The organism is Nocardia brasiliensis (genome assembly GCF_042691675.1).
GTDB lineage: Bacteria > Actinomycetota > Actinomycetes > Mycobacteriales > Mycobacteriaceae > Nocardia > Nocardia brasiliensis_D.
On the sequence record NZ_CP170507.1, the window covers coordinates 1436518 to 1459455 of the forward strand.

Annotated in this window: 15 protein-coding genes and 1 tRNA gene; 8 read left to right on the forward strand and 8 right to left on the reverse strand. The window is 67.4% G+C overall.

Annotated features, from left to right (window positions below; all coding sequences use genetic code 11):
* Window positions 1–122: 122 nt before the first annotated feature.
* Window positions 123–1889 (forward strand): glycerol-3-phosphate dehydrogenase, encoded by a 1767-nt coding sequence (gene glpD, locus ACFK0J_RS06675; RefSeq protein WP_378737516.1) that lies wholly within the window; start codon window positions 123–125, stop codon window positions 1887–1889.
* 75 nt (window positions 1890–1964) lie between these two features.
* Here the strand turns inward: glpD and ACFK0J_RS06680 are convergent, their stop codons facing one another.
* The 5 genes from ACFK0J_RS06680 to ACFK0J_RS06700 form a co-directional block, all read right to left on the reverse strand.
* Entirely contained in the window at window positions 1965–2534 is a 570-nt protein-coding gene (locus ACFK0J_RS06680; protein ID WP_378742675.1) for a TetR/AcrR family transcriptional regulator, read from the reverse strand.
* Window positions 2535–2647: 113 nt separating this feature from the next.
* Window positions 2648–4009 (reverse strand): hydroxysqualene dehydroxylase HpnE, encoded by a 1362-nt coding sequence (hpnE, locus tag ACFK0J_RS06685; RefSeq protein WP_378737518.1) that lies wholly within the window; start codon window positions 4007–4009, stop codon window positions 2648–2650.
* A gap of 55 nt (window positions 4010–4064) precedes the next feature.
* A complete protein-coding gene (locus ACFK0J_RS06690; RefSeq protein ID WP_378737520.1) occupies window positions 4065–4247 on the reverse strand; it encodes a hypothetical protein in 183 nt (60 codons plus the stop codon).
* A gap of 191 nt (window positions 4248–4438) precedes the next feature.
* The gene (locus ACFK0J_RS06695; RefSeq protein ID WP_378742677.1) at window positions 4439–5233 is read right to left on the reverse strand and encodes a DNA-formamidopyrimidine glycosylase family protein; all 795 of its coding nucleotides are present in this window, start codon (window positions 5231–5233) and stop codon (window positions 4439–4441) included.
* Window positions 5234–5302: 69 nt separating this feature from the next.
* Entirely contained in the window at window positions 5303–9922 is a 4620-nt protein-coding gene (locus ACFK0J_RS06700) for an ATP-dependent helicase (protein WP_378737522.1), read from the reverse strand.
* A gap of 115 nt (window positions 9923–10037) precedes the next feature.
* Here ACFK0J_RS06700 and ACFK0J_RS06705 point away from each other — a divergent pair, with 115 nt between their 5' ends.
* Window positions 10038–10583, forward strand: a complete 546-nt coding sequence (locus ACFK0J_RS06705) for a histidine phosphatase family protein (protein WP_378737524.1) — start codon at window positions 10038–10040, stop codon at window positions 10581–10583.
* 12 nt (window positions 10584–10595) lie between these two features.
* Here the strand turns inward: ACFK0J_RS06705 and ACFK0J_RS06710 are convergent, their stop codons facing one another.
* Entirely contained in the window at window positions 10596–11222 is a 627-nt protein-coding gene (locus tag ACFK0J_RS06710) for a TetR/AcrR family transcriptional regulator (RefSeq protein WP_378737526.1), read from the reverse strand.
* Window positions 11223–11290: 68 nt separating this feature from the next.
* Between ACFK0J_RS06710 and ACFK0J_RS06715 the strand changes: the two genes are divergently transcribed.
* Window positions 11291–12238, forward strand: coding sequence for a patatin-like phospholipase family protein (locus ACFK0J_RS06715; protein WP_378737528.1), 948 nt, complete (start codon window positions 11291–11293; stop codon window positions 12236–12238).
* Window positions 12235–13071: an SDR family oxidoreductase gene (locus ACFK0J_RS06720; RefSeq protein ID WP_378737530.1), complete on the forward strand. Its 837-nt coding sequence runs from the start codon at window positions 12235–12237 to the stop codon at window positions 13069–13071. Before ACFK0J_RS06715 ends, ACFK0J_RS06720 begins: the two co-directional genes overlap by 4 nt.
* 60 nt (window positions 13072–13131) lie before the next feature.
* Here the strand turns inward: ACFK0J_RS06720 and ACFK0J_RS06725 are convergent, their stop codons facing one another.
* On the reverse strand, window positions 13132–14286 hold the full coding sequence (locus ACFK0J_RS06725) for a lipase family protein (RefSeq protein WP_378742679.1): 1155 nt from the start codon (window positions 14284–14286) through the stop codon (window positions 13132–13134).
* Window positions 14287–15025: 739 nt separating this feature from the next.
* Between ACFK0J_RS06725 and ACFK0J_RS06730 the strand changes: the two genes are divergently transcribed.
* The 3 genes from ACFK0J_RS06730 (at window position 15026) to ACFK0J_RS06740 (ending at window position 20150) form a co-directional block, all read left to right on the forward strand.
* Entirely contained in the window at window positions 15026–18499 is a 3474-nt protein-coding gene (locus ACFK0J_RS06730) for an indolepyruvate ferredoxin oxidoreductase family protein (RefSeq protein ID WP_378737532.1), read from the forward strand.
* A 416-nt stretch (window positions 18500–18915) separates the two neighbouring features.
* Window positions 18916–19677: a helix-turn-helix transcriptional regulator gene (locus ACFK0J_RS06735; RefSeq protein WP_378737534.1), complete on the forward strand. Its 762-nt coding sequence runs from the start codon at window positions 18916–18918 to the stop codon at window positions 19675–19677.
* Between the two features lie 80 nt (window positions 19678–19757).
* Window positions 19758–20150, forward strand: coding sequence for a DUF2511 domain-containing protein (locus tag ACFK0J_RS06740; RefSeq protein WP_378737536.1), 393 nt, complete (start codon window positions 19758–19760; stop codon window positions 20148–20150).
* Between the two features lie 258 nt (window positions 20151–20408).
* Here ACFK0J_RS06740 and ACFK0J_RS06745 read toward each other — a convergent pair.
* Window positions 20409–20482 (reverse strand) — tRNA-Met (locus ACFK0J_RS06745).
* Window positions 20483–20783: 301 nt separating this feature from the next.
* On the opposite strand from ACFK0J_RS06745, the gene ACFK0J_RS06750 reads away from it, so the two are divergent.
* The gene (locus ACFK0J_RS06750; RefSeq protein ID WP_378737538.1) at window positions 20784–22511 is read left to right on the forward strand and encodes an MDR family MFS transporter; all 1728 of its coding nucleotides are present in this window, start codon (window positions 20784–20786) and stop codon (window positions 22509–22511) included.
* The last annotated feature ends 427 nt before the right edge of the window (window positions 22512–22938 follow it).

Sequence of the window (22938 nt, forward strand, 5' to 3'; positions counted from 1 at the left end):
CGAGCCATGCCATGGTCGAGGAGATCCCTCCCCACTGGCATAACCTGTAGACGAGCAGCTCGAACGAATGCCCGCGAAAGACCACAAGTCGTCGACAACCGGCGCGGTTGGAGGAGTCGAGCATGACCAAGAAACCGGAATTCCAGTTCCTCGGTCCGGAGCAGCGCAGAGCGGCCTGGGAGCGGTTCGGCAAGGACCACTTCGATGTGGTCGTCATCGGCGGCGGCGTGGTCGGCGCCGGTATCGCGCTCGACGCGGCCACCCGCGGGTTGAAGGTCGCGCTGGTCGAGGCGCGAGACCTCGCCTCCGGCACGTCGAGCCGGTCGTCGAAGATGTTCCACGGCGGCCTGCGCTATCTGGAGCAGCTGGAGTTCGGCCTGGTGCGCGAGGCGCTGCGGGAGCGCGAGCTCGCGCTGTCCACGCTGGCCCCGCACCTGGTGAAGCCGTTGCGCTTCCTCTACCCGCTCACCCACCGCGCGTGGGAACGTCCGTATGTCGCGGCGGGGCTGGTGCTCTACGACACCATGGGCGGCGCCAAATCCGTTCCCGGACAACGCCATCTCTCCCGGATGGGGGCGCTGCGGCTGGCCCCCGGCTTGAAGCGCAGCTCGCTGATCGGCGGCGTCAGCTACTACGACACGGTCGTCGACGATGCCAGGCACACGATGACCGTGGCCCGCACGGCCGCGCACTACGGCGCGGTGATCCGCACCTCCACTCAGGTGGTCGGGTTCCTGCGCGAGTCCGACCGGGTGGTCGGCGTGCAGGTGCGCGACAGCGAGGACGGCCGCACCGCCGATATCCGCGCGCACGTGGTGATCAACGCGACCGGCGTGTGGACCGACGAGGTGCAGGCGCTGGCCCACCAGCGCGGCCGCTTCCATGTGCGGGCGTCCAAGGGCGTGCACATCGTGGTGCCGCGCGACCGCATCGTCAGCGACGCCGCGATCATCCTGCGCACCCCGACCTCGGTGCTGTTCATCATCCCGTGGGGCACGCACTGGATCGTCGGCACCACCGACACCGATTGGAACCTGGATCTGGCGCACCCGGCGGCGACCAAGGCCGATATCGACTATCTGCTCGACCGGGTCAACGACGTGCTGGTCACCCCGCTCACGCACGACGATATCGATGGTGTGTACGCGGGCCTGCGGCCGCTGCTGGCGGGGGAGAGCGACGAGACCTCCAAGCTATCCCGCGAACATGCCGTCGCCCGGGTCGCGCCGGGTCTGGTCGGCATCGCGGGCGGCAAGTACACCACCTATCGGGTGATGGCCTACGACGCGGTCGATGAAGCGGCACAGGATATTCCGGCCCGGGTCTCACCGTCGATCACCGAGAAGGTGCCGCTGCTCGGCGCCGACGGCTACTTCGCGCTGGTGAATCAGACGGTGCAGCTGGCCGAGGAATACGGCGTGCATCCGTACCGGATCAAGCACCTGCTCGATCGATACGGCTCGCTGATCGATGAGGTGATGGCGATGGCGGACGGCAAACCCGAACTGCTGCAACCCATTACCGAGGCGCCGTCGTACCTGCAGGTGGAGGCCGTTTACGCGGCCGCCGCCGAGGGCGCGCTGCACCTGGACGACATCCTGGCCCGCCGCACCCGCATTTCCATCGAGTACCCGGACCGCGGTGCCGACAGTGCCCAGCAGGTGGCCGAGCTGGTCGCCCCGATCCTCGGCTGGGACGAGGCCGAAATCGAACGCGAAGTAACGACTTACCGTGCCCGTGTCGAAGCCGAGATCCGTTCGCAAACTCAGCCCGACGACGCTTCCGCCGACGCACTGCGCATCGCCGCTCCCGAACCACGCCCCGAAATTCTGGAGCCGGTTCCGGCGGACGGCGCGGTGAACAGTGCACTGCGACAGTCGAACCGGTAGCGCCGAAGACGAATCACGCTGGTATTCAGGAAAGGCCGATTGCAGTCGGCGGCACCGGGATGGTGCCGCCGCCGGTCAGCGGGGTGCTTCCAGGCGGATCGCCCAGCCGACGAGTGAGCGCAGGTAGCGCAGCACCATCTCGTCCGGGTAGGTGTCGGGGTCGGTGAGATGGAGCCGGGCCAGTTCCTCCATCGCCGCGAGCAGGATGCGCTCGGTCGGCCCGTTCGGATCCACGGTGACGCCGGCGTAGCGGGACAGGTGCCGGGCACCGATGGCGCGGGCATAGGCCCGGCCGAGCTCGAGCCGGTTACGCAGATCGGGCGGACCGCCGTCGGGCGGGCTGAGGATGATTCGCCAACTTGTCGGTGCCGCGTGCAGGTAGGCGAGGATGCCCCGCCCGACCTGGTCGACGTCGACGGTGTCGGACCAATCGACGCTGCTGACCCCCGCCAGCGCGATCGCCGACTCCCGGTCCAGCAGCGCGGTCATCAGCCCGGACAGATCGCTGAACTGCTGATACACCAGGGCGCGGGCCACCTGTGACTCGCGCGCCACCCGATCGATGGTGACCGCGCCGAAACCGTCGGCGGCCACGATGTCGCGTGCGACATCCAGCAACTGGGCACGTCGGTCGGCGGCCGACATCCGGCGCTTGGGCGTCGGCTGGTCGGCCGGCGGCTCGGTGGCCGGCGGCTCGGCTGCCAGCGGCTTGCCGGTCGGCGGGTCGGCGACGTAATCGGACGTGGCGCGATCCGTGGTCACGGCACCGACGGTAGCGCAAGCAGCAGGTCGACCGCCCTGGCCGCGCTCTGTACTGCGCTTTCCATGGTTGCCGACCAGTCGGTGGCGGTCCAGTCGCCCGCCAGCACCAGCGTCGGCACCGACGTCCGCTGATCGGGGCGCAGCGCGTGCGTGCCGACGACCTGTGAGAACGTCGCTTTCGGCATCCGGACCACGTGGCCCTGCAGTACTGTCGCTTCCGTGGCGGCGGGATAGTAGCGGCGCAGCAGTGCCATCTGCTCGGCGACGATCTCCTCGTTGGTCTTGTGGATCTGTTCGTAGGCCCCGCTGGTGGTCAGGCAGTACAGCCAGGCCTGGTCGGTCTTGCGGCCGGTCATTCGCTGGCGGTCGAAGACCTCGTCGATCACGCCGGTGCCGCCGATCAAGGCCTCGAACTCGGCGGTGGTGCCCAGCGGGCGATCCAGGTACAGGTTGGTGCTGACGATCGGCGTGTAACCCAATTTATCTGCGGCCGCGTAGATTTCGGCATGTTCGGGCAGGTCGTCCAGCAGGCCGTTGACGTTGGAGTTGGGTACGGCGCACACCACCGCGTCGGCGGGGACAGTGGTGCCGTCCGCCAGTGCCACGCCGGTGACCCGGCCGCCGGAGATATTGATTCGCCGGGCCACCGCGCGATGCTGGACCTTGACCCCGTGCTCCGCGAAGACTTTCAGTGCACCGGTGATGTAGAGCGTGTCGAGGTCGGTGGTGGGATAGCCGATGGTGGCGGGCCGCCGGTGCTTGATGCCGAGGCGGATGCCGGTGGCCATGACATCGGCGAGCACCTTGGCCGACTCCTGCTGCACCGGCTCGGCGGCGACCCCGAGGGCCAACCAGTCCCACAGTGCCTCACGGGCTTTCGCGGGCATGCCGATGCGGTTGAACCATTGTTCGGTGGTCAGGTCGGGCAGGTCGGCGGGTTGGTGCAGGCATTGCCAGCCGAGCCGGAGGGTGGCGACGGTGGCGCGCGCCCGCTCGAGCAGATTGGCGTCGGGGTGGGCACCGGCGAGCGTGCGCAGTGCGCCGAGACCCTTGGTGCTCATGGTGACGCTGCGGCCGTCCGGCCAGCGCAACGTCGCATGGTGCGGAAAAGCGACGTACTGGCGGGTGCCGACGCTGGTGAGATACCGGAACAGGTGCTCGTAGCCGCTGGCGATCACGTGCTGGCCGTTGTCCGGGAGGTCGTCGGCCGCGTCGACCTTCATGGCGTGGGTGCGGCCGCCGAGCCTGCCGCGCCGCTCCAGCAGGGTGACCTGCTTGCCTGCTTCGGCCAGCCAGACCGCGGCTGCGAGGCCCGCGAGTCCGCCGCCGATGACCACGTATTGCCGTGGATCGTTCATGCCACACTCCCTGATTAACTTACAACTTGTAAGTTAAGTGGGAGGCCGCGCTACGTCAAGGGCGAGGCGACACCGAGGTGATCGGCGGCTGTGGCTGCTGCGGCGTGCTCGTGTCCGAGTTCGGGTGCAGCAGAAGGTAACTGAAGAGCACGGTGGCCAGGGTGGCCAGCGCGGCGAAGAAGAGGCGGCTGGCAATCGCGAGGAGCAATCGTCTGCCCGATCTCGATACCGTCGTCATGGCCTGCTCCTGTGCTGTGTCGTGACTGCCACGGATATAGTCGTGCCGAGCGCGCCGATCATTAGCAACTGAGTGGCAAATTACAGTGATGGTTGGTCGATAGCCCGGGGCCACGCCGAGCGATTGGTTCGGTTGCACAGTTGATTCGATGCCGCGAACCGATGGGCTGGGTGGTGCGGCAGATTTTTCGATCAGTCTTTATCCGCGTGCCGCGGGTCGGGCTGGCAGCGGGGGCAGAAGTAGATGCCGCGCTCGCGGTAGGCGATCCGGTCCGAGGCGGGCGCGGGCTCGCCGAGCAGCTGCGACGCGATGGGCGTGCCGCATCGCTGGCAGGAGCGACGGGTGCGACCGTAGACCAGCTCACGCCGCGGTGGCGCCTGCACGGCCTGGGTCAGCACCCGGTGCGCCTCGTTCACCAGCGCGAGGAGGTCGGGCACGGCGCCGACCGGGGTGGCCGGGTGGACCCGGCGCAGAAAGCAGATCTCGCTTCGATAGACATTGCCGATACCGGCCAGGTTCCGCTGATCCAGCAGCGCGACTCCGATCGGTTGCTCCGGATATCGTTCCAGCCGCCGCACCGCCTCGGTCACATCCCAATTCGGGCCGAGCAGGTCCGGGCCGAGGTGGTCGATGACGGTGTGCTCGTCGCCGACTCGCAGCACCTCCACCTTGCCGAGGGAAAACCCGACGGCCTCGACCTCATCCGTGCGCAGCACCAGCCGGGCGGTGACGCGGGGTTTGGTCCAGCGCTGCCCGCAGTGGAAGACCCGCCACGTGCCTTCCATCTTGAGGTGGGTATGGATGCTCACCGTCGGGGTCCGAATGAACAGATGCTTCCCGTAGCTGCCGACGCTGTCCACGACCTGGTCCCGCAGATCGACGGTCGCGTACCGCGGCACCCGGAAGTCACTGCCGGTCAACGTCTTACCCGCCAGCGCCGCGCGCAGCCGGGCCGCGGTGAGGTAGACGGTGTCACCCTCGGGCATGCCGCCGCCCTCGGTGGTCACTGCCGCCAGCGGGCCCGGCCGGGCAGTGGTCTGTTCGAGCGGGGCCGCTCATGGGCGGCTCCGGAGGCGGAGGCCGCGGGGAGTCGCCGAGAAGCCCGCCTCGGTGAGGAAGCCCGCGAAGGTGTTGCCGTGCACGGTTTCGCCGTCGACGCGGTCGATGACCAGGGAGTCGACGCGACGGTTGTGCACGAGGTCGGCCAGTGCTCGAGCAGCGGACTGACGGGCTGTCGGGTCCTCGGTGAACGTGAGCAAGGTCTTGCCGCCGCGTTCCAGGTAGAGCACGAGATCACCCTCGACGAGCACGACGAGTGCACCGGCCTTACGGCCGGGTCGGTGACCACTGTCGCTGTCACCCTTCGGCCAGGCCAGGGCCGCCCCATACGGATTGGCCGGATCACAGGCCGCCAGTGCGAGTGCTTTCCCGGTCTGTTTCCTGGTTTCGCCGGGACGGCTGCGCTCGGTGTCGAACGACCGCAGCCGATCGACCACATCGGTGGTGGAGAATTGCGCACCGCCGAGTGAGTCGACGAAATACCCTCGGCGACAACGCCCGCGGTCCTCGAACTCGGTCAGTACCCGATACATCAGCGCGAATCCGCCCGGCACCCCCTCGTTCTGCACCGATCCGCGGGTGAGCACGCCGTACCGCTCCAACAGCATGTCCGCGGTCGCATGCGCGCGAACGGTGTTGTCCGACACGCGCTCCGGCAACAGCGACCACCGTCCGGCCACCGCGGGCGGGCCGGACCGGGTCGGCATGCTCGGCCGCGGCAGATAGGCCCGCCCGCGCGGGGCCCGTCGTGGCGTTCGATGGGCGGTCGTCGTCCGCGTCGTCCCCGTCAGCAGTGCCCGGACCGGTGCGAAGGTATCGCCCGAAATCATTCCGGCCCAGACCAACTCCCACAGCGCCGCCGCCACAGCGCTGTCGTCGAGGAGCCCGGTGGCATCGGACAGTTGCCGGAAGAAGAAGGCGCCCCCACCGTGCATCACCGGCACGGGTGGCGTGGCGTCGCTGGGTGCCTGCTCTGGGGACGACACCGGGGGTGCGAGGGATGCGCCGAGGGCGGTGAGCAGCCGCAACTGCACCTCGGACAGTTCGATGTCGTCGGGCGGCGCGAGGGTGAAGGGGGCTTGGTCGGTCAGGTGGAGGGCGATCCACCCGTCCTTGGCGGTGATCGAGCCGTGTCCGGACCAGGTGACCTCGCCGGTGGCCATCAGTTCGTCGAGCATCGCGGGGGAGTAGTCGCGGACGCGGGCGGGCAGGACGAGCGATTCCCAAGCCGAGGCCGGGACCGGCACGCCGGCGAGCTGTTCCACCACGGTGGCGACACCGTCGACACCGCGGAGTTCGCCGGTGCCGATGTGCTGCCAGGACGGCAGGAAGCGGCCGAAGGTGGCGGTCGAGACCGGCTCGACCTCGTGTCGGGCCGCTGCCAGCGAGCGTCGGCGTAGTCGGCGCAGCACCTGCGCGTCGCACCATTCCGAGCCCGCCGCGCCGGGCGTGAATTCGCCTTCCACGATGCGTTTCTCGGTGATCAATCGGTGTAGTGCGGTGGCGACGACGGCTGTCCCGAGACCGAAGCGGGCGGCCACCGCCTCGGTGCTGAACGGTCCGTGCGAGCGGGCGTACCGGCCGACCAGATCGCCGAGCGGGTCGGCGACCGGTTCGATGAATGCCGCGGGGGTGCCGATCGGCAGCGGCACGCCGAGTGCGTCGCGCAGCCGGGACGCATCTTCCACGGCCACCCACCAGCTGCGGCCCGCGAATGAAACTTCCAGGGCACGGCGTGCTTTCACCAGCTCGGCGAACCACTCCGTCGGATCGTCGACGCAGCGTTCGGCGGCCTCGGCGGCGGTGAGCGGTCCGAGCAGGCGCAGCAGATCGGCCAGTCCCTCGGCGTCGCGGGCATGGCGTTCGGGGGTGAGCCGCTGCAGCTCTCGCTCGGTCAGTTCCAGGACCGAGGCGTCCAACAGCTCGCGCAGTTCCACCCGGCCCAGCAGTTCGGCGAGCAGGCTCGAGTCGAGTGACAGTGCGGCGGCGCGGCGTTCGGCCAGCGGGCTGTCGCCGTCGTACATGAACTGGCCGATGTAGTCGAACAGCAGGGCGTTCGCGAACGGCGATGGAGTCGCCGTCTCCACCTCCACCAGCCGCAGCTGGCGGCGCGCCACCCGGCCGAGCAGGTCGCGTAGCGACGGCAGATCGTAGACGTCGCGCAAACATTCGCGCACCGTCTCCAGCAGAATCGGGAAGTCGGGGAACTTGCGCGCCACATCGAGCAGCTGCGCCGACCGTTGCCGCTGCTGCCACAGCGGGGCCCGCTTGCCGGGGTCGCGGCGGGGTAGCAGCAGGGCGCGCGCGGCGCACTCGCGGAAGCGGGACGTGAAAAGCGAGGAGCCGCCGACCTGTTCGGTGACGATGTCATCGATCTCGTCGGGCTCGAAGACGAACAGCTCCGCGCCGGGCGGATCGTCGGTGGTGTCCGGCAACCGCACCACGATGCCGTCGTCGGAGGCATTGGGCGCGGCGTCGACGCCGAACCGTTCGCGCAACCGTGCCCCGATGGCCAACGCCCATGGTGCGTGCACCGGTAGTCCGTACGGCGAATGCAGCACCAGCCGCCAGTCGCCGAGCTCATCCCGGAACCGCTCCACCACCAGTGTCTTATCGGTGGGCAGATGCCCGGTCGCGGTGCGCTGCTCGTCCAGCAGCGTGCCGAGGTTCGCGGTCGCGAAGGCGTCCAGACCGGCTGCCGCGGTGAGCTTTTCCAGATTCTCCGGGTGCTGACCGACCTTCCGCACGAATTCGCCCAGCGCCCCACCGAGTTCGGCGGGACGGCCCAGTCCGTCGCCGTGCCAGAAGGGCAGCCGTCCCGGTTGCCCGAAGGCGGGTGTCACCAGCACTCGGTCGAAGGTGATCTCCTCGATCCGCCAGCTCGTCGCGCCGAGTGCGAACACGTCGCCGACGCGCGACTCATACACCATCTCCTCGTCGAGTTCGCCCACTCGCGAGGCCTTTTCGCCGACCATGTACACCGCGAACAAGCCGCGGTCCGGGATGGCTCCGCCCGAGGTCACCGCCAAGCGCTGCGCGCCGGGGCGTCCGGTGAGCGTGCCCGCGTCCCGGTCCCACACCAGTCGCGGCCGCAGCTCGGCGAACTCGTCCGACGGATACCGTCCGGCCAGCAGGTCGAGCACCGACTCGTACGCCGAACGCGGCAGCGTCGCGTAACTGCCGGTGCCGCGGACGATATCGAACCAGGCGTCGACGTCGATCGGTTCCAGCGCACACGCGGCAACGGTCTGCTGGGCCAAAATGTCGAGCGGATGCGCGGGAATCTGGATGGCCTCGATCTGTCCGGCGGTCATCCGCTGGGAGGCCACCGCGCAGTGGATGACATCGGTCCGGTGCTTCGGGAACAGCACGCCGCGTGAGATCTCGCCGACCTGATGCCCGGCCCGTCCGATCCGCTGCAGACCGCTCGCTACCGAGGGCGGCGCCTCTACCTGCACCACCAGATCGACCGCGCCCATGTCGATACCGAGTTCGAGACTGCTGGTCGCGACGACGCAGCGCAGCCGCCCGCTCTTGAGATCGTCCTCGATGAGCGCGCGCTGTTCCTTGCTCACCGAGCCGTGGTGCGCCCTGGCGAGCAGCGGGCCCGCGCCATGAACCACTTCGGTCGACGCGCCGAGCTGGGCGGGCGGCTTGTGCTCCGTCTCCACCGGTTCGCCGAGCCGCGCCGCATAGGTTTCGTTGAGCCGAGCGGTGAGCCGCTCGGCCAACCTGCGCGAATTCGCGAACACGATCGAAGAGCGGTGCTCCAGCACCAGATCCACGATGGCCTCGTCCACATGCGGCCAGATCGAGCCGGGCTGATCGGATTCACCGGGTTCGGTCATGTCCGCCACCGGCACGCGGACCGACAGGTCGAAGGTCTTCGGCGCGGGCGGCGAGACGATGGTGATCGGTGCGTTGCCCACCAGGAACCGGCCGACCTCGTCCGGCGGCCGGACAGTCGCCGACAAGCCGACCCGTTGCGCGGGCCGCTGAAGCCCACCCGTCGCCCGACCACCACCCCTCATCGAGTCGCTACGCGACGCCGACGTCAACTGATCGAGCCGAGCCAGCGAAAGCGCCAGATGCGCGCCACGCTTGGATCCCGCGATCGCGTGCACCTCGTCCACGATCACCGTGCCCACATTGCGCAGCGTCTCCTTGGCCGCGGAGGTGAGCATGAGGAACAGCGACTCGGGGGTGGTGATCAGAATGTCCGGCGGCGTGCGCTGCATCGACCGGCGATCGGACGCACTGGTATCACCGGACCGGACACCGACCGTGATCGCGGGCGGATCCAGTCCGAGCCGCTTGGCGGTCTGCGTCACACCCACCAGGGGCGCCCGCAGATTGCGCTCCACGTCCACCGCGAGCGCTTTGAGCGGTGACACATACAACACCGAGGTGCCCGCCCGCTCCGTCGATTTCTCGCGGGTGGCCAGCTGATCGATCGCCCACAGGAATGCCGACAACGTCTTGCCGGACCCGGTCGGCGCGATCACCAGGGTGTGCTCGCCCGCCGCGATCGCCGCCCACGCGCCGAGTTGAGCGGCGGTCGGCGCGGGGAACGCGCCGTCGAACCACTCCTGGGTAGCGGGGGAGAACTGGGCCATGGATTCAGTGTGCACCCGGGCACCGACAACCCAGCGGCAGCACCGACCGCACCTGAATCCGGTCAATTCCCGGAGAGCCGGAACAGTGACATGCGCATAGCCGTACGCTTCGAGCGTGCAAAAGGTGCTCAGACTCGACCTGGTCAGCCATGGCATGACCGAGGCGATGCGCAAGGCACGTTTTCCAGTCGACGAATCGCTGACCGAAGCAGGCCGCCGCGCCATCTCTGGCTGTACGCCGCTTGCCGCTCCCCGGGTGCTCACCGGACCCGAGCGCCGGACGGTGGAGACCGCGGCGCTGTTAGGGCTGCCCGGCGAAGAGGACACCCGACTACGAGACCTCGACGCGGGCGCTTGGCGCGGCGGTGCGCTGATGTCCGTGCCGCAAGACGAGTTGTACGCGTGGCTCACCGACCCGAAGTTCCGCGGCCACGGCGGCGAATCCGTGGTGGATGTGATCGAGCGGACCAGGTATTGGATGGCCGAGATCGCCTCCGAAGGTACGTCCACCATCGCCGTCACCCACCCCGCCGTCATCCGCGCGGCACTGCTGGTGACCCTGGACGCGCCGCCGAAATCGTTCTGGCGGATCGACATTCCGCCGGGCAGCGTCACCCGGTTGCACTACCGCGGCGAATGGACCTTGCACTTCACGGCGTGACTGCCGCGCACCTCACGGTGTGCCGGAGCTGTGCGCGGCCAGTGGTCCGGTGCCGAGAGTGACGAGCAGTCGCACGGCATCGGTGATCAGCCGGGCCGGGATGGACGGGTCGATGGCGCGTTGCATGCCCAGGCCGATGCCCATGCTGAGGATCGCCGTCGCGGCGTCCTCGGCGGGCAACGGCAGCTCGATGCCGATCGTGTCGGCCAGCGTCTGGACCTGTGCCGCGACCGCGCCGCGCACCACGCCGAGGCTGGACACCAGCGCGGCCCGCAATGCGGGATCGTCGCGGGAGACGGTGGCGAATTCGAATTCGAGCATGGTCCAGCCGACGTCGCCGACGGTCCGCTCGGCCCACTCCTGGAAGCGCTCGAGCTGTTCGTCGAAGCTGTCGCCCGCCGCGAGCAGGTCGGTCACCTCTTGGAACTTGGTCGCGTGGATGAGTTCGATCACCTCGAGACCCAGCTCCTTCTTGGTGCGGAAGTTCGAGTAGACGGCGCCCTTCGAATAGCCCGCTTCCTCGGCGACCCGCTCCAAACTGGTGCTCGCGTAGCCGTCGGCCAGGAAGAGGTCGCGTGCCGTGGCGATCAGGTCAGCGCGGGTGCGGGCCTGGCTCTCGGACCGGGTCAGACGTGCCATGCCGTGATTCTACGTACCGTCAGATTTCGGATACCACTGGTATTTGGATTCTGCTAGTGTGTGGAACCATGGGTAACAACAACGGGTCGCAGCGCCGCGGCCTGGCCATCGGCTGCGGTGGCACGCTCGGCGCCGCGTGGATTGTCGCGGCACTGGCCGCCGTCCGGGATGCGCTGGACTGGGATCCACGCGAGGCCGACGTGCTGATCGGGACGTCGGCGGGTGCGGAACTGGTGACCATGCTCGGCAGTGGCATCTCGGTGGACGAGTTGGTCGCCATGCAGGACGGCACGTCCACGAACCCGATCCTGCTGGCGCACATGCGTTCCGGCCCCGGGCGGCTGCCGCCGTTCCCGCGCCCGCGACTGGGTTCCTTCCGATTGCCGTTGCGCCGCACCGGCTCCGGTCAAGCCCTGCTCACCGCGGGCAGTGGACTGATGCCGGTCGGCAGCGGTGACGCGAGCTGGTTGCAACAGCTTGCCGAGCGACTGAACCCTGGACGTTCCTGGGTCGCGCATCCCGCTACTTGGCTGGTGAGCATGGATTACGCGACGGGAGAACGGGTTCCGTTCGGTTCGCCGGATGCGCCGACCGCGCCGCTCGGTGCGGCGCTGCGCGCGTCGTGGGCGGTGCCCGGTTGGTTCCCGCCGGTATCCCTGGCGGGACGCCGCTTCATCGACGGCGGCGCCGGTTCGACCGCATCGGTGGACCTGCTCATCCCGCGGCAGTTGGACGAGCTCGTCGTGCTCGCGCCGATGGCCTCGACCGGGAAGATCCCGGCGACCGGCCCAGGTCATTTCCTCGAACGGCAAATGCGAAACCGGATGAGCGACAAGCTCGATGCCGAGATCGCCCAGCTGCGCGCGACCGGAACCAAGGTCCTTCGCCTCGACGCCACCGCGGACGACCTCGCGGTGATGGGCGCCAACTTCATGGACGGTCGCCGCCGCCTCGACACCTTCCAGCACAGCCTGCGCAGCACTCGCCGTGCGCTCGAACAAGGAGCCTTCGTATGAGAATTCTCGGTCACGGTTATCCCGACATCGATCTGACCGGCGCTCGTGTCCTGGTCACCGGGGCTGGACGCGGCATCGGGCAGTCCACCGCGGAACTGTTCGCGTCCAAGGGATCCCAGGTGGTGATCGCCGACGTCGACGCCGTCGCGGCCGAAACCGCCGCTGCCGCGATCGGTGCCACCTCCTATGAACTCGACGTGCGCTCACGTGGTCAGTGGGACAAGGTGATCGCCGAGCTCGGACACGTCGACATCCTCGTCAACAACGCCGGTGTCATGCCCGCGGGCCCGTTCCTCGACGAGCCGGATGTGGTGGGGCAGGCCACGATGGATATCAATGTCTGGGGCCTCATCAACGGCATGCGCGCGGTCGCCCCCGGCATGATCGAGCGGGGCCGCGGGCACATCGTCAACGTTGCCTCGCTGGCAGGCAAGATCCCGGTCCCCGGCCTGGCCGTCTACAACGCGAGCAAGTTCGCCGCCGTAGGCCTGTCCGCGGCAACGCGTTTGGAGTTCGCCCCGCAGGGCATCAGTGTCAGCTGCGTCATGCCTTCGGCTGTGCGCACCCGGCTCTCCTCCGGCCTGACCCTCGGCCACGGCATGCCCACCGTCGAGCCCGAAGACGTCGCCGCCGCCATCCTGCGCACCTGCACCACCAGGAAGGGCGAAGTCGCTGTCCCCAACTATCTCGGTCCCATCGACCTGGCGCTGGCCGCCGCTCCCGAACGTGCGGTCCGCCTGGTACGCAAGCTGTTCGACGGCGACCGTGCCCTGCACCCCGCCGACGAGAAGACCCGCGCCGAGTACGAGGAGCAGGTCCGCTCCATCAGCTGAGCGCCGCTGAACGGAAAATGGCCCCGGAGTCGAACTCCGGGGCCAGTGGTCCGTCTGCGGTCAGCAGCTGGTCGGTGCGGGTTCGCCGCGGAAGCGGGCTTCCACGTAGTTCCACGCATCGGCGAAGCCCGCGACGGCGGTGGTCATGTGTTCGGCGATGTCGTAGGCGCGGAATTCGACCGGGGCGCCTGCGCGGCAGTAACGTTCGGCTACCTCGGCCACCGGGGGGAAGAATGTCAGGGTGTCGAAGCGGCCCTGCCAGAGGTAGGTGGGGACGGTCGGGATACCGGGGTAGTTGCGCAAACTGTTCTCCCGCAGGATGGCCCGGGCCTCTGGGTTATCCATCAGGCTCTTCGAGGCGGCCATTTGCTCGGCGCTGCGGAAGGCGCCATGGAAGAGCAGGAACCGGCGGCAGGCGTCGTGCGTGAATTCGCGGAACCACAGGCCGTTTTCGTTGAGCTGATCCGAAATCGGCAGCTTGTCGGGATATTCGCGCTCCAGGCCCATGGCGGCGGCGAACGCGAGCCCGAATCCGGGGTGCGGCTCGAAGCCGAGAGCCAGCGCCATCTCTTCCAGATCTGCGGGGATACCACCGGCGACCGCGGCGGCGAGCTTCAATTCCGGTGCGTAGGTGGGCTGTAGCGCCGCCGCCCACGCGGTGGCCATGCCGCCGCCGGAGTAGCCCGCCAATGCGACGGGTGAATCGGCGAGACCGAGGTCGGCGACCTTGCGCACGGCACGGACGCTGTCCAGCGTCATCATGCCGCTGAGCCGGGCCGCACCGTAGGCGGAGGTGGGGCCGAGGTAGTCGGGCAGCGAAACCGCCCAGCCGCGCCCGATCGGCAGCATGGCGCCGACGGCATCCTGCAACTCGCCGTTGAACAGCGACCGGGACGGGTTGCACTGGGTGCCAAGGGAATTGATCAGCGCCTGGTAGGAGACCAGCGGTGGGTTCCGCACGCCGTTCGGCAGCAGCACCGTGGTCACTCCCATGACCGGGTTGCCCATCGAGTTGGTGGAACGGAACGCCACCTGCCAACCCGTGGTTCCCACATAGGGGCCGGTGTCGATCTTGCGGGTGCGGACTACGTCGCCGGGCTGTAATGCCGCCAAATCGGCGGGCGGCGCGTAGAACACATCGGGATCCGGGGTGGGATAGAGCGGTTGAGCGTTCGCGGGCAGGCCCAACAGCCCGACCGAGACGACGCTCAACAACAGGATCGCGATCCTGAATGGAACTCTGTGCACGGGTTTCCTTCGAATCTCGGCCGTTACCGACTCACCGACCCCGACAACGCCTCGGCAACTCGGACGGACCACCACTGCATGGGTAACCGCGGCGAACATCGTCGTTCACCACGGACGGATAGCAGGAACCCACAGCCGAACCGAAGGTCGGACCGGCACACCACCTTTCGGCTCACACAACTGCGGGTAGCCGCAAAGCGGCGGCACCATCCGCAGCGAAGGTAGCGTCGCGCCCGTCGCGCCGCGCAACCGGGTCCGGCAAATTGGACAATTCACAACACAACAGCTGTGCAGTTGCCCAAGGCCCACTACCGGAGCCGTCATTCCGAGTCGGTGCGGGGCACACCACTCGACGTTCGCCGCAACCAGGTTCCCTCCACCGCGTATTCCCGGCCGATCCGCCGGACGCCTGGTCCAGGGCTCGGCATGGGTCATCCGCCGAGTGGGACATAGGGCCATTAGCACTCGGCGGATGCCGCTGGCCTGTCCCGTTCGCGCGGTACGGGCGTTAGGGGCGGTAGGTGGTGGGGGTCACAGTAAACCTCGCATGGTGCATAGTGTGTGCCCATTCACAGTCGGAGAAATTGCGCAGACTGCTCAATTTTTTGACTGGCTATTGTTCATTTAGCACTTCAAGGACAGGATATCGGCATCAAGTGCTCAACTAGGGAGGCGCCCGATCGGTGCCGACCGGACGGGTGGATGTATGACCGAGCTCGCCGATCACGATCTGATTCCGGCGCCTTATGACCTTGCCGACCGCTACCGGGTCGGTGCCGGCACCGTTGTCCTGACCGGGGTCCAAGCGATCGCGCGTCAGTTGGTGGAGCAGCACGTGCGCGACCTGCGCGCCGGGCGTCGGGTCGGCACCTTCGTGTCGGGGTATCAGGGCAGTCCGCTCGGCGGCGTCGACAAGATGCTGGCCGGTATGCCCAACGTGCTTGCCGAGCACGACATTTCCTTCGTCCCCGGGCTGAACGAGGAGCTCGCCGCGACCTCGGTGTGGGGGAGCCAGGCCGATCTGCCCGCGGGCACCGCGACGCACGATGGCGTGGTCGGTGTGTGGTACGGCAAAGGGCCAGGTCTGGACCGCGCGACGGACGCGTTGCGGCACGCCAACATGTACGGCGCGAACGCCAACGGCGGTGTGCTGCTGCTGGTCGGTGACGACCCGGCCTCCAAGTCCTCGACGGTGCCCGCGGTGAGCGAGCGCTCGCTGGCCGCGATGAACATCCCGGTCCTGTTCCCGCGCAACGCCCGCGAGATCATCACCATGGGCCTGCACGGTGTCGCGCTGTCCCGTGCCTCGGGCTGCCTGGTGGCGCTGAAGATCGTGGCCGATGTCGCCGACGGTGCCTGGACGGTCGACGGCAACGTGGGTGCGATCGACATCGTCGTTCCCGAGATCAACTGGGAGGGCAGGCCCTTCCGCTACCTGCAGCGCCCGATGGCGGCGCCGACGGACAGCGTGATCGCCGAGGCGGACCTGTACGGGCCGCGGTGGGAAGTGGTCAAGGCGTACAGCACGCTCAACGAACTCGACGTCATCGAGGTGAATCCGGCCAAGGCCACCATCGGGATCGCCGCCACCGGAACCACTTTCGACGCCGTCCGGCAGGCGCTGATCGATCTCGGCGTGGATGACGACGCGCTCCTCCGCGCCGGTGTCCGGCTGTTGCGCATCGGTATGCCGTACCCCATTGCGCCCGAACGTGTTCAGCAGTTCGCGAAGGGCTTGACCCGACTCGTGGTGGTCGAAGACAAGACCGCCTTCATCGAGACGCAGATCCGGGAAATCCTGTACGGCATCGCCGACGCCCCCGAGATCATCGGCAAGCGTGACGCGGCCGGTCGTCCGCTGTTCGCCCAGGACGGTGAACTCACCACCGGTCGGATCACCAAGCCGCTGCGTCGCGCCCTCGACGGCTACCTGGACATGAAACGTCCCTTGCCGCAGCCGCTCGCACTGGCGGTGCTGCCCGCCAAGCGCGCCGCCTACTTCTGTAGCGGCTGCCCGCACAACCGCTCCACCGCGATACCAGAGGGCTCACTGGCCGGCGGCGGCATCGGCTGCCACACCATGGTGACCATGTCGGGCCGAGCGGACAGCAAGGTCACCGGCCTGACCCAGATGGGTGGCGAAGGCGCGCAGTGGATCGGCCAGGCGCCGTTCACCGATGTGCCGCACCTGTTCCAGAATATCGGCGACGGAACGTATTTCCACTCCGGCCAACTCGCCGTGCAGGCGTGCGTCGCCGCCGGGGTGAACATCACCTACAAGTTGCTCTACAACGATGTCGTCGCGATGACGGGCGCGCAGGACGCGGAAGGCGCGCTCGCCGTGCCGATGCTGACCCACAAGCTCACCACCGAGGGCGTCGCGCAGATCATCATCTGCGCCGACGACCCGAAGAAATACCGCAAGCGCGATCTCGCCCCCGGTACCCGGCTGTGGCACCGTGATCGGCTCGACGAGGCACAGCGCACCCTGCGCGAGATCCCTGGTGTCACCGTCCTCATCTACGACCAGCACTGCGCCGCCGACGCGCGCCGCCAGCGCAAGCGCGGCACCCTGCCGGTCCGCCGGACCCGGGTCGTGATCAACGAGGCGGTCTGCGAGGGCTGCGGTGACTGCGGCGTCAAGAGCAACTGCCTGTCGGTGCAGCCGGTGGACACCGAATTCGGCCGCAAGACCCGCATCGATCAGACCTCCTGCAACACCGACTACACCTGCATGGACGGCGACTGCCCGTCCTTCGTCACGGTGGAGCTGCCGGAGCCGGGGAAGGCCAAGAAGCGCAAGGCAATGCAGCGTCCCGCACCGCCGGTACTACCCGACCTGCGGCAGACCGCGCCGACGACGACGCAGAACGTCTTCCTGGCGGGCATCGGCGGCACGGGCATCGTCACCGTGAACCAGGTGCTGGCGACCGCCGCGCTGCGCGCTGGCTACGACGTGGCCAGCCTGGATCAGATCGGCCTCAGTCAGAAGGCCGGGCCGGTCGTCTCGCACCTGCGGTTCGTGCAAGGCGAACTGGAGCCCGCGAATCGGCTGACCCCGGGTTCGGCGGACTGCATCGTGGCCTTCGATCTGCTCACCGCCACCGACAACAAGAACCTGGCCTACGGTTCGAAGGCGACCACTCTGTCGGTCGCGTCCACCAGCAAGACCCCGACCGGGGACATGGTGTACGACAAGGCCGTCGAGTACCCGGAGACACCCGCGCTGCTGTCCCGGCTCGAGCAGGCGTCGCGCGAGGTGCGCTCCTTCGACGCGCTCGGCGCGGCCGAGGTGCTGTTCGGCAACACCGCGGCCGCCAACTTCCTGATGGTCGGCGCCGCTTACCAGCTCGGCGGCCTGCGCCTGCCCGCCGCGGCGATCGAGGAGGCCATCGAGATCAACGGTGTCGCCGTGAACGCCAATATCGCGGCGTTCCGCTGGGGTCGGGTCGCGGTCGCCAGGCCGGACGATTTCGCCGCCGCCACCGGCCGCCCGCAGCTCGAGCGTGCCGAAACCGAGGTTCCCGCCGACCTTTTCGACGGCCTGACCGCCACGGGGGAGACCAGGCGGCTCGTCGAACTGCGTGCCGCGGAGTTGATCGGCTTCCAGGGAGATCGGCTCGCCCGCGACTATGTGTCGACCGTGCAACGCATTTGGGATGCGCAGCAGAAGGTCACCGGCCGCACGGAATTCAGCGAGCAGGTGGCCCGCGGCCTGTACAAGTTCACCGCCTACAAGGACGAGTACGAGGTGGCCCGCCGGTTGACCGACCCGGCGTTCCTGGACGAAGTCACTGCCCAGCTGCCGGAAGGGTCGAACCTCACCTACAAGCTGCACCCGCCGGTCCTGCGCGCCATGGGACGCAAGAAGAAGATCGGCATCGGACCGCGCGGACATATCACCCTGCGGTTGCTGGCCAAGGGAAAGCGGCTGCGCGGCACCAAGTTCGATCCCTTCGGCTACGCACATGTCCGCCGCGTCGAGCGCGCCCTGCTCGCGCACTACACCGAGATGGTGACGGCGCTCGCGGACACCCTCGACGAGGCGAACTACGACCGCGCGGTCCAGGCCGCCGCTCTCGCCGACACGGTGCGTGGCTATGAGGACATCAAGCTCGCCAATGTGGAGCTCTACCGAAACAGCCTGCGCGACCTGGGTATCGATCCGCCGCAGGTGTAGTGGACAAGCGCGGTCTGGGCAGTAGTCCGCGCGCCTGGTCGAGCGTCTAGGCCCGCTCCCAGGCATAGGGGAAGCGGCCCGGAACCATCGGTTCCGGGCCGCTTTCCTCTTGGCGGGGAAGGGGTTCGGCGCGCCCTGGACGCGACTGCCGACGGCTGTTAGCGGGCTCTCTCAAAACTGTTGTCTCCGATATGGAACCGATCGGGCGGTTCGTGCGTCCAAACAGATAGCTAGGAACGAAAGGGAGAAATCGGGCGCCGGGAATCAGCGGCCGGAGCGGGCCACTGAGGTGGACTGGGGAGGGGCCGCGGCTCCATCGGCGCTCGATATGGCTGGACGAGACCGCACGGCGCACGGTGCGGCATCCCGGATCAGGTGTGGTCGCGGGTGCGCCGAGCGAAGTAAGGGGGGACGCCTTGAACGCTGTACAACTGAGCCGGGGCATCGAAAAGATGGCCAAGCCCAACGCCTTCGTGCATCCGAGTCTGCGCGACTACCTGGATCCGACGAACGGACCATGTGGGAGCCTGTTCGCTCCGGCTTTTCAGCTGGAGTTCGCCGACTACGACGAACTTGCCGCACGCGGGGATGTCGACGGCGCGCCGATCGTGCTTCCGGTCAACACCGAGCATCAGGCCGAGAGCCTGCGGTCGATCCGGACAACACATGCCATGGGCCTGATCGTCGCGGTCACCAACGACGTAACCGGCCACTCGACCTATTTCGCGATTCGATCCGGCGCCAACTTCGTTGTCAACATCGCGATAGCCATCGAGCGGCAAACCGAGATCCTGCATGCGCACCTACTGGACCACATGCGTTCGGTACGCGAGAATCGGCGCCCGCCGGTGCGCGACACCGTCACCACAAGTGACCCGCACAGCCCACGGCGCGGACCCACGCGAATCCGCATGGCCCCTGCCACCAGACAGAACCCGCCGCCCGCCCAGCAGAACAGCCGACCCGCGTTGGACGAGTTCGACGCGCGCCTGTTGCGAATGCTGCGCACATCGATGACCGTCGCCGAGATCGCCCGGCTCAACTACCTTTCCGAGCGATCAATGTACCGACGCATCCGAAATCTATACGACACCTTGGGCATAGCCAGCCGCGCCGAACTGGCCAGATCGGAGCACCACGCCGACCCGCCTCCTCCGCTCGTCCCGTTGCGCGGGTGACCGGTGGCGGCGGGAAGGATAATCGGCTACCGGCCGACCAACCGGTGTGCACCTGGAAGGCCGATGTAATTGGAGGAAAGATGATTTCGCAGGTTCGGGGATGGCTGGCGGTCGGGGTTGTGTGCGTCGCGATGACGATCAGCGCGTGCGGGAGCGGTGGTGGGGCGAAGGATCCTGCGCATCCGAGCCCGGTACCGCTGGCGGAGCCGACATCGAGCAGCCAGGCCGTCGCCGGTGAAAACCTCGGGTATCTGTGGCCGTTCACGGTTGATCGCGGCACCATCGAATGCCGCGCGGGTGCGGAGGCGGTGTTCGTTGCGCCCGACGGCAAGTCCTACGCCCTCAACGACAAGGCCGAGCAGGCAGGCCTGCCCAGTGTCGAACCGCTGCGGGCTACCGGTTCCAGCGGCGACGAGATCAGTCTCGGCGCATTGCGCAGCCGCGCGTTGCAGCTGTGCGAGTTCGCGGGATAGGGGACGAACAGGAATGCTGCCAGCCCCGTGTGAACGGCATACGCCAGGTAGCTCGCCTAATCGAAGGGCGTTGCGGGGAACCAGTTCCGTTGCTCGGGCGTCGAAGACTATCGAATCGGCTTCATGACCTCGAGCCGAGAACTGTTCTGCTGCAGCGGATGCTGGCGCGGAAGCAGGAACGTCGAGCTCGGCCGCGGTGCTCGTCGCAGGAAGAAATGAAAACGGCCCGGAACTGTGAGTTCCGGGCCGTTTTCGTAGTAGCGGGGACAGGATTTGAACCTGCGACCTCTGGGTTATGAGCCCAGCGAGCTACCGAGCTGCTCCACCCCGCGTTGGGTGTCTCCAACCTTACACACCGAGTGCCTGGATGCGAAAACGCCTGGTAGGGCGAGTCGTGCGGCGGCCGGTCGGACGGGCAGCCCAACCACGGCACCGTGTCGCCGGAAGTGGTGTCGGTCACATCGGGTGGTCGATCGAGATAGACATCACTCCGCGTTTCCCGAATCGTGACCGAGGTTTATCGTTGCTGTTTCGTACTGCTGAGTTCGTGGGCGGATGTCGCCGCGGTCCGGGGATGAGATGACCGCAGTTCATAACTGATGCGTGATTTCTTTCTGATTTCAGGAGTTACTGATGGCGCTGACCAACCGCGGACATCGAAACGAGCCGGTAGCCGCGCCTTCGCCCGCCACGCAGCCGGGCAATACGGGCGGATTCACCCATCGGCAGGTCTTGATCATACTGAGTGGCCTGGTACTCGGCATGTTCATGGCGGCGCTGGATCAGACGATCACGGCGACCTCCGTCCGGACCATTGCCGACGATCTGTCCGGTTACTCCTTGCAGGCGTGGGTCACCACCGCGTATTTGATCACGGCGACTTTGACGACGCCGTTGTACGGCAAATTGTCGGATATGTACGGTCGCAGGCCATTTCTGCTCGCCGCGATTGTCATATTCGTCGGCGGCTCGCTGTTGTGTACGGTGGCGCAGTCGATGTACCAGCTGGCGGTGTTCCGTGCCATCCAAGGTGTCGGCGCGGGCGGGTTGATGTCGCTGGCGTCGGCCATCCTCGGTGACATCGTGAGTCCCCGCGAAAGAGCGAAATACCAGGGGCACTTCCTCGCGACCTGGGCGATGGCCAGTGTGATCGGCCCGGTGCTCGGCGGCCTGTTCGCCAGTCAGCACACTATTTTCGGGGTCACCGGGTGGCGCTGGGTGTTCTTGGTCAACGTTCCGGTCGGCCTGATCGCGTTGGTGGTGGTGTACCGCGTGGTCAAACTGCCGAGCAGTAACCCGGCCCGCGTCCCGGTCGACTGGCTCGGCACCGCGGCCTTCGCGACCGGCATCACGCCGGTGCTGATCGTGGCCGAGCAAGGCCGCAGCTGGGGCTGGACCAGCCCGGGCGCGGTGGCGTGCTATCTGATCGGTGCGGCCGGATTGATCGCGTTTGTCGGCATCGAAGCCAGGATGGGTGACGCGGCGCTGATCCCGTTGCGGCTGTTCCGGAATCGGACGTTCGCGCTCGGCGTCGCGATCGCGATGGTGGTCGGTGCGGCGCTGTTCGGCGGCATCATCCTCGTTCCGCAGTATCTCCAGGTGGTGCGTGGCGCCAGTCCGATCGCGGCGGGCTTGCAGCTGCTGCCGATGGTCGGCGGCCTGATGGTGGGTTCGATTGTGTCCAACCGGCTCATCTCGCGGACCGGTCGCTATCGGGCGTTTCCGATTATCGGAACCGCCACGGTGGCCGTCGGCTTGTTCCTGTTCCACTATCTGACGCCGGAAACGCCGCTGTGGCGAACCATGATCTTCATGGCCATCACCGGCGTCGGGCTGGGAAATCTGTTGCAGCCCATCACCTTGGCCATCCAGAACGCCGCCGCACCCAAGGACATGGGCGTCTCGACCGCGGCCGCCACCTTCTTCCGCCAGGTCGGCGGGACACTGGGGGTCGCGGCGCTGCTCTCGACACTGTTCGGCTTGTTGCCGACCAAGGTGTCCGCCGCGATCGAGGCGGCCTCGACTCACCCGGCGTACCAGCAGGCCGTTGTGGCGGGCTTGCACAGTGGTAATCCGGCCGACGTCGCCTTCGCGCAGGGCCTGGTCCATCACGACTCTGCGGCGGTCCAGAAGGTGCTCGATGACAGCTCGGTGATCCAGCAGTTGAATCCGACGCTCGCCGAACCGTTGCAGACGGGCTTTGCCGATGCCATGTCGACGGTGTATCTCACCGCCGCCGGGATCGCGCTGATCGCGTTGGTCATGGTGCTGTTCTGGAAGGAGATCCCGCTGCGGGAATCCGACGGGATCGAGGCATCGGCGGCAGCGGACCGGAATGCGGACGGAATTGTCGCGGAGTAGGGGAGCCGGATGGCCGGAAATCGGACAGTTTACGATCTGTGCTTCGAATTGTTAACTGTCGATTAATTGATCGTCGAGGCCCGGTCAAGGATTTCCAAGGAATGCTTGGCAAAAGGGTAAATCGCGCCCGACGATGCCCGATTCGCGCAATTCGACGGTTCCGTATGCGTGTCCTGACGGTGCCCGGAACTGATAATTAGGGAACGACGCAACGGCCCCGTTTCACCTGATCATGGGCATGTATGGGCCTTTTGGCCCAATTGTCGAATGGTGGTTTTCCGTAAAGATATCCCACTCGCTTGTGAAATGAATTACAGCACCTTGAAACGCGTTAACTAGAGGTTCACTGTATCTGTTACAACGCGTCACGTGCTGGTTCGACCGTAGGCCACCTGTGGTGCGTTGCAGGCACTTTTTGGGATCGCTC

Excerpts from the sequence above, each read along its gene's own strand:
- glpD (WP_378737516.1), top strand. The coding sequence starts at position 123 with ATGACCAAGAAACCGGAATTCCAGTTCCTCGGTCCGGAGCAGCGCAGA.
- ACFK0J_RS06680 (WP_378742675.1), bottom strand. The coding sequence starts at position 2,534 with ATGTCGGCCGCCGACCGACGTGCCCAGTTGCTGGATGTCGCACGCGAC.
- hpnE (WP_378737518.1), bottom strand. The coding sequence starts at position 4,009 with ATGAACGATCCACGGCAATACGTGGTCATCGGCGGCGGACTCGCGGGC.
- ACFK0J_RS06690 (WP_378737520.1), bottom strand. The coding sequence starts at position 4,247 with ATGACGACGGTATCGAGATCGGGCAGACGATTGCTCCTCGCGATTGCC.
- ACFK0J_RS06695 (WP_378742677.1), bottom strand. The coding sequence starts at position 5,233 with ATGCCCGAGGGTGACACCGTCTACCTCACCGCGGCCCGGCTGCGCGCG.
- ACFK0J_RS06700 (WP_378737522.1), bottom strand. The coding sequence starts at position 9,922 with ATGGCCCAGTTCTCCCCCGCTACCCAGGAGTGGTTCGACGGCGCGTTC.
- ACFK0J_RS06710 (WP_378737526.1), bottom strand. The coding sequence starts at position 11,222 with ATGGCACGTCTGACCCGGTCCGAGAGCCAGGCCCGCACCCGCGCTGAC.
- ACFK0J_RS06715 (WP_378737528.1), top strand. The coding sequence starts at position 11,291 with ATGGGTAACAACAACGGGTCGCAGCGCCGCGGCCTGGCCATCGGCTGC.
- ACFK0J_RS06720 (WP_378737530.1), top strand. The coding sequence starts at position 12,235 with ATGAGAATTCTCGGTCACGGTTATCCCGACATCGATCTGACCGGCGCT.
- ACFK0J_RS06730 (WP_378737532.1), top strand. The coding sequence starts at position 15,026 with ATGACCGAGCTCGCCGATCACGATCTGATTCCGGCGCCTTATGACCTT.
- ACFK0J_RS06740 (WP_378737536.1), top strand. The coding sequence starts at position 19,758 with ATGATTTCGCAGGTTCGGGGATGGCTGGCGGTCGGGGTTGTGTGCGTC.
- ACFK0J_RS06750 (WP_378737538.1), top strand. The coding sequence starts at position 20,784 with ATGGCGCTGACCAACCGCGGACATCGAAACGAGCCGGTAGCCGCGCCT.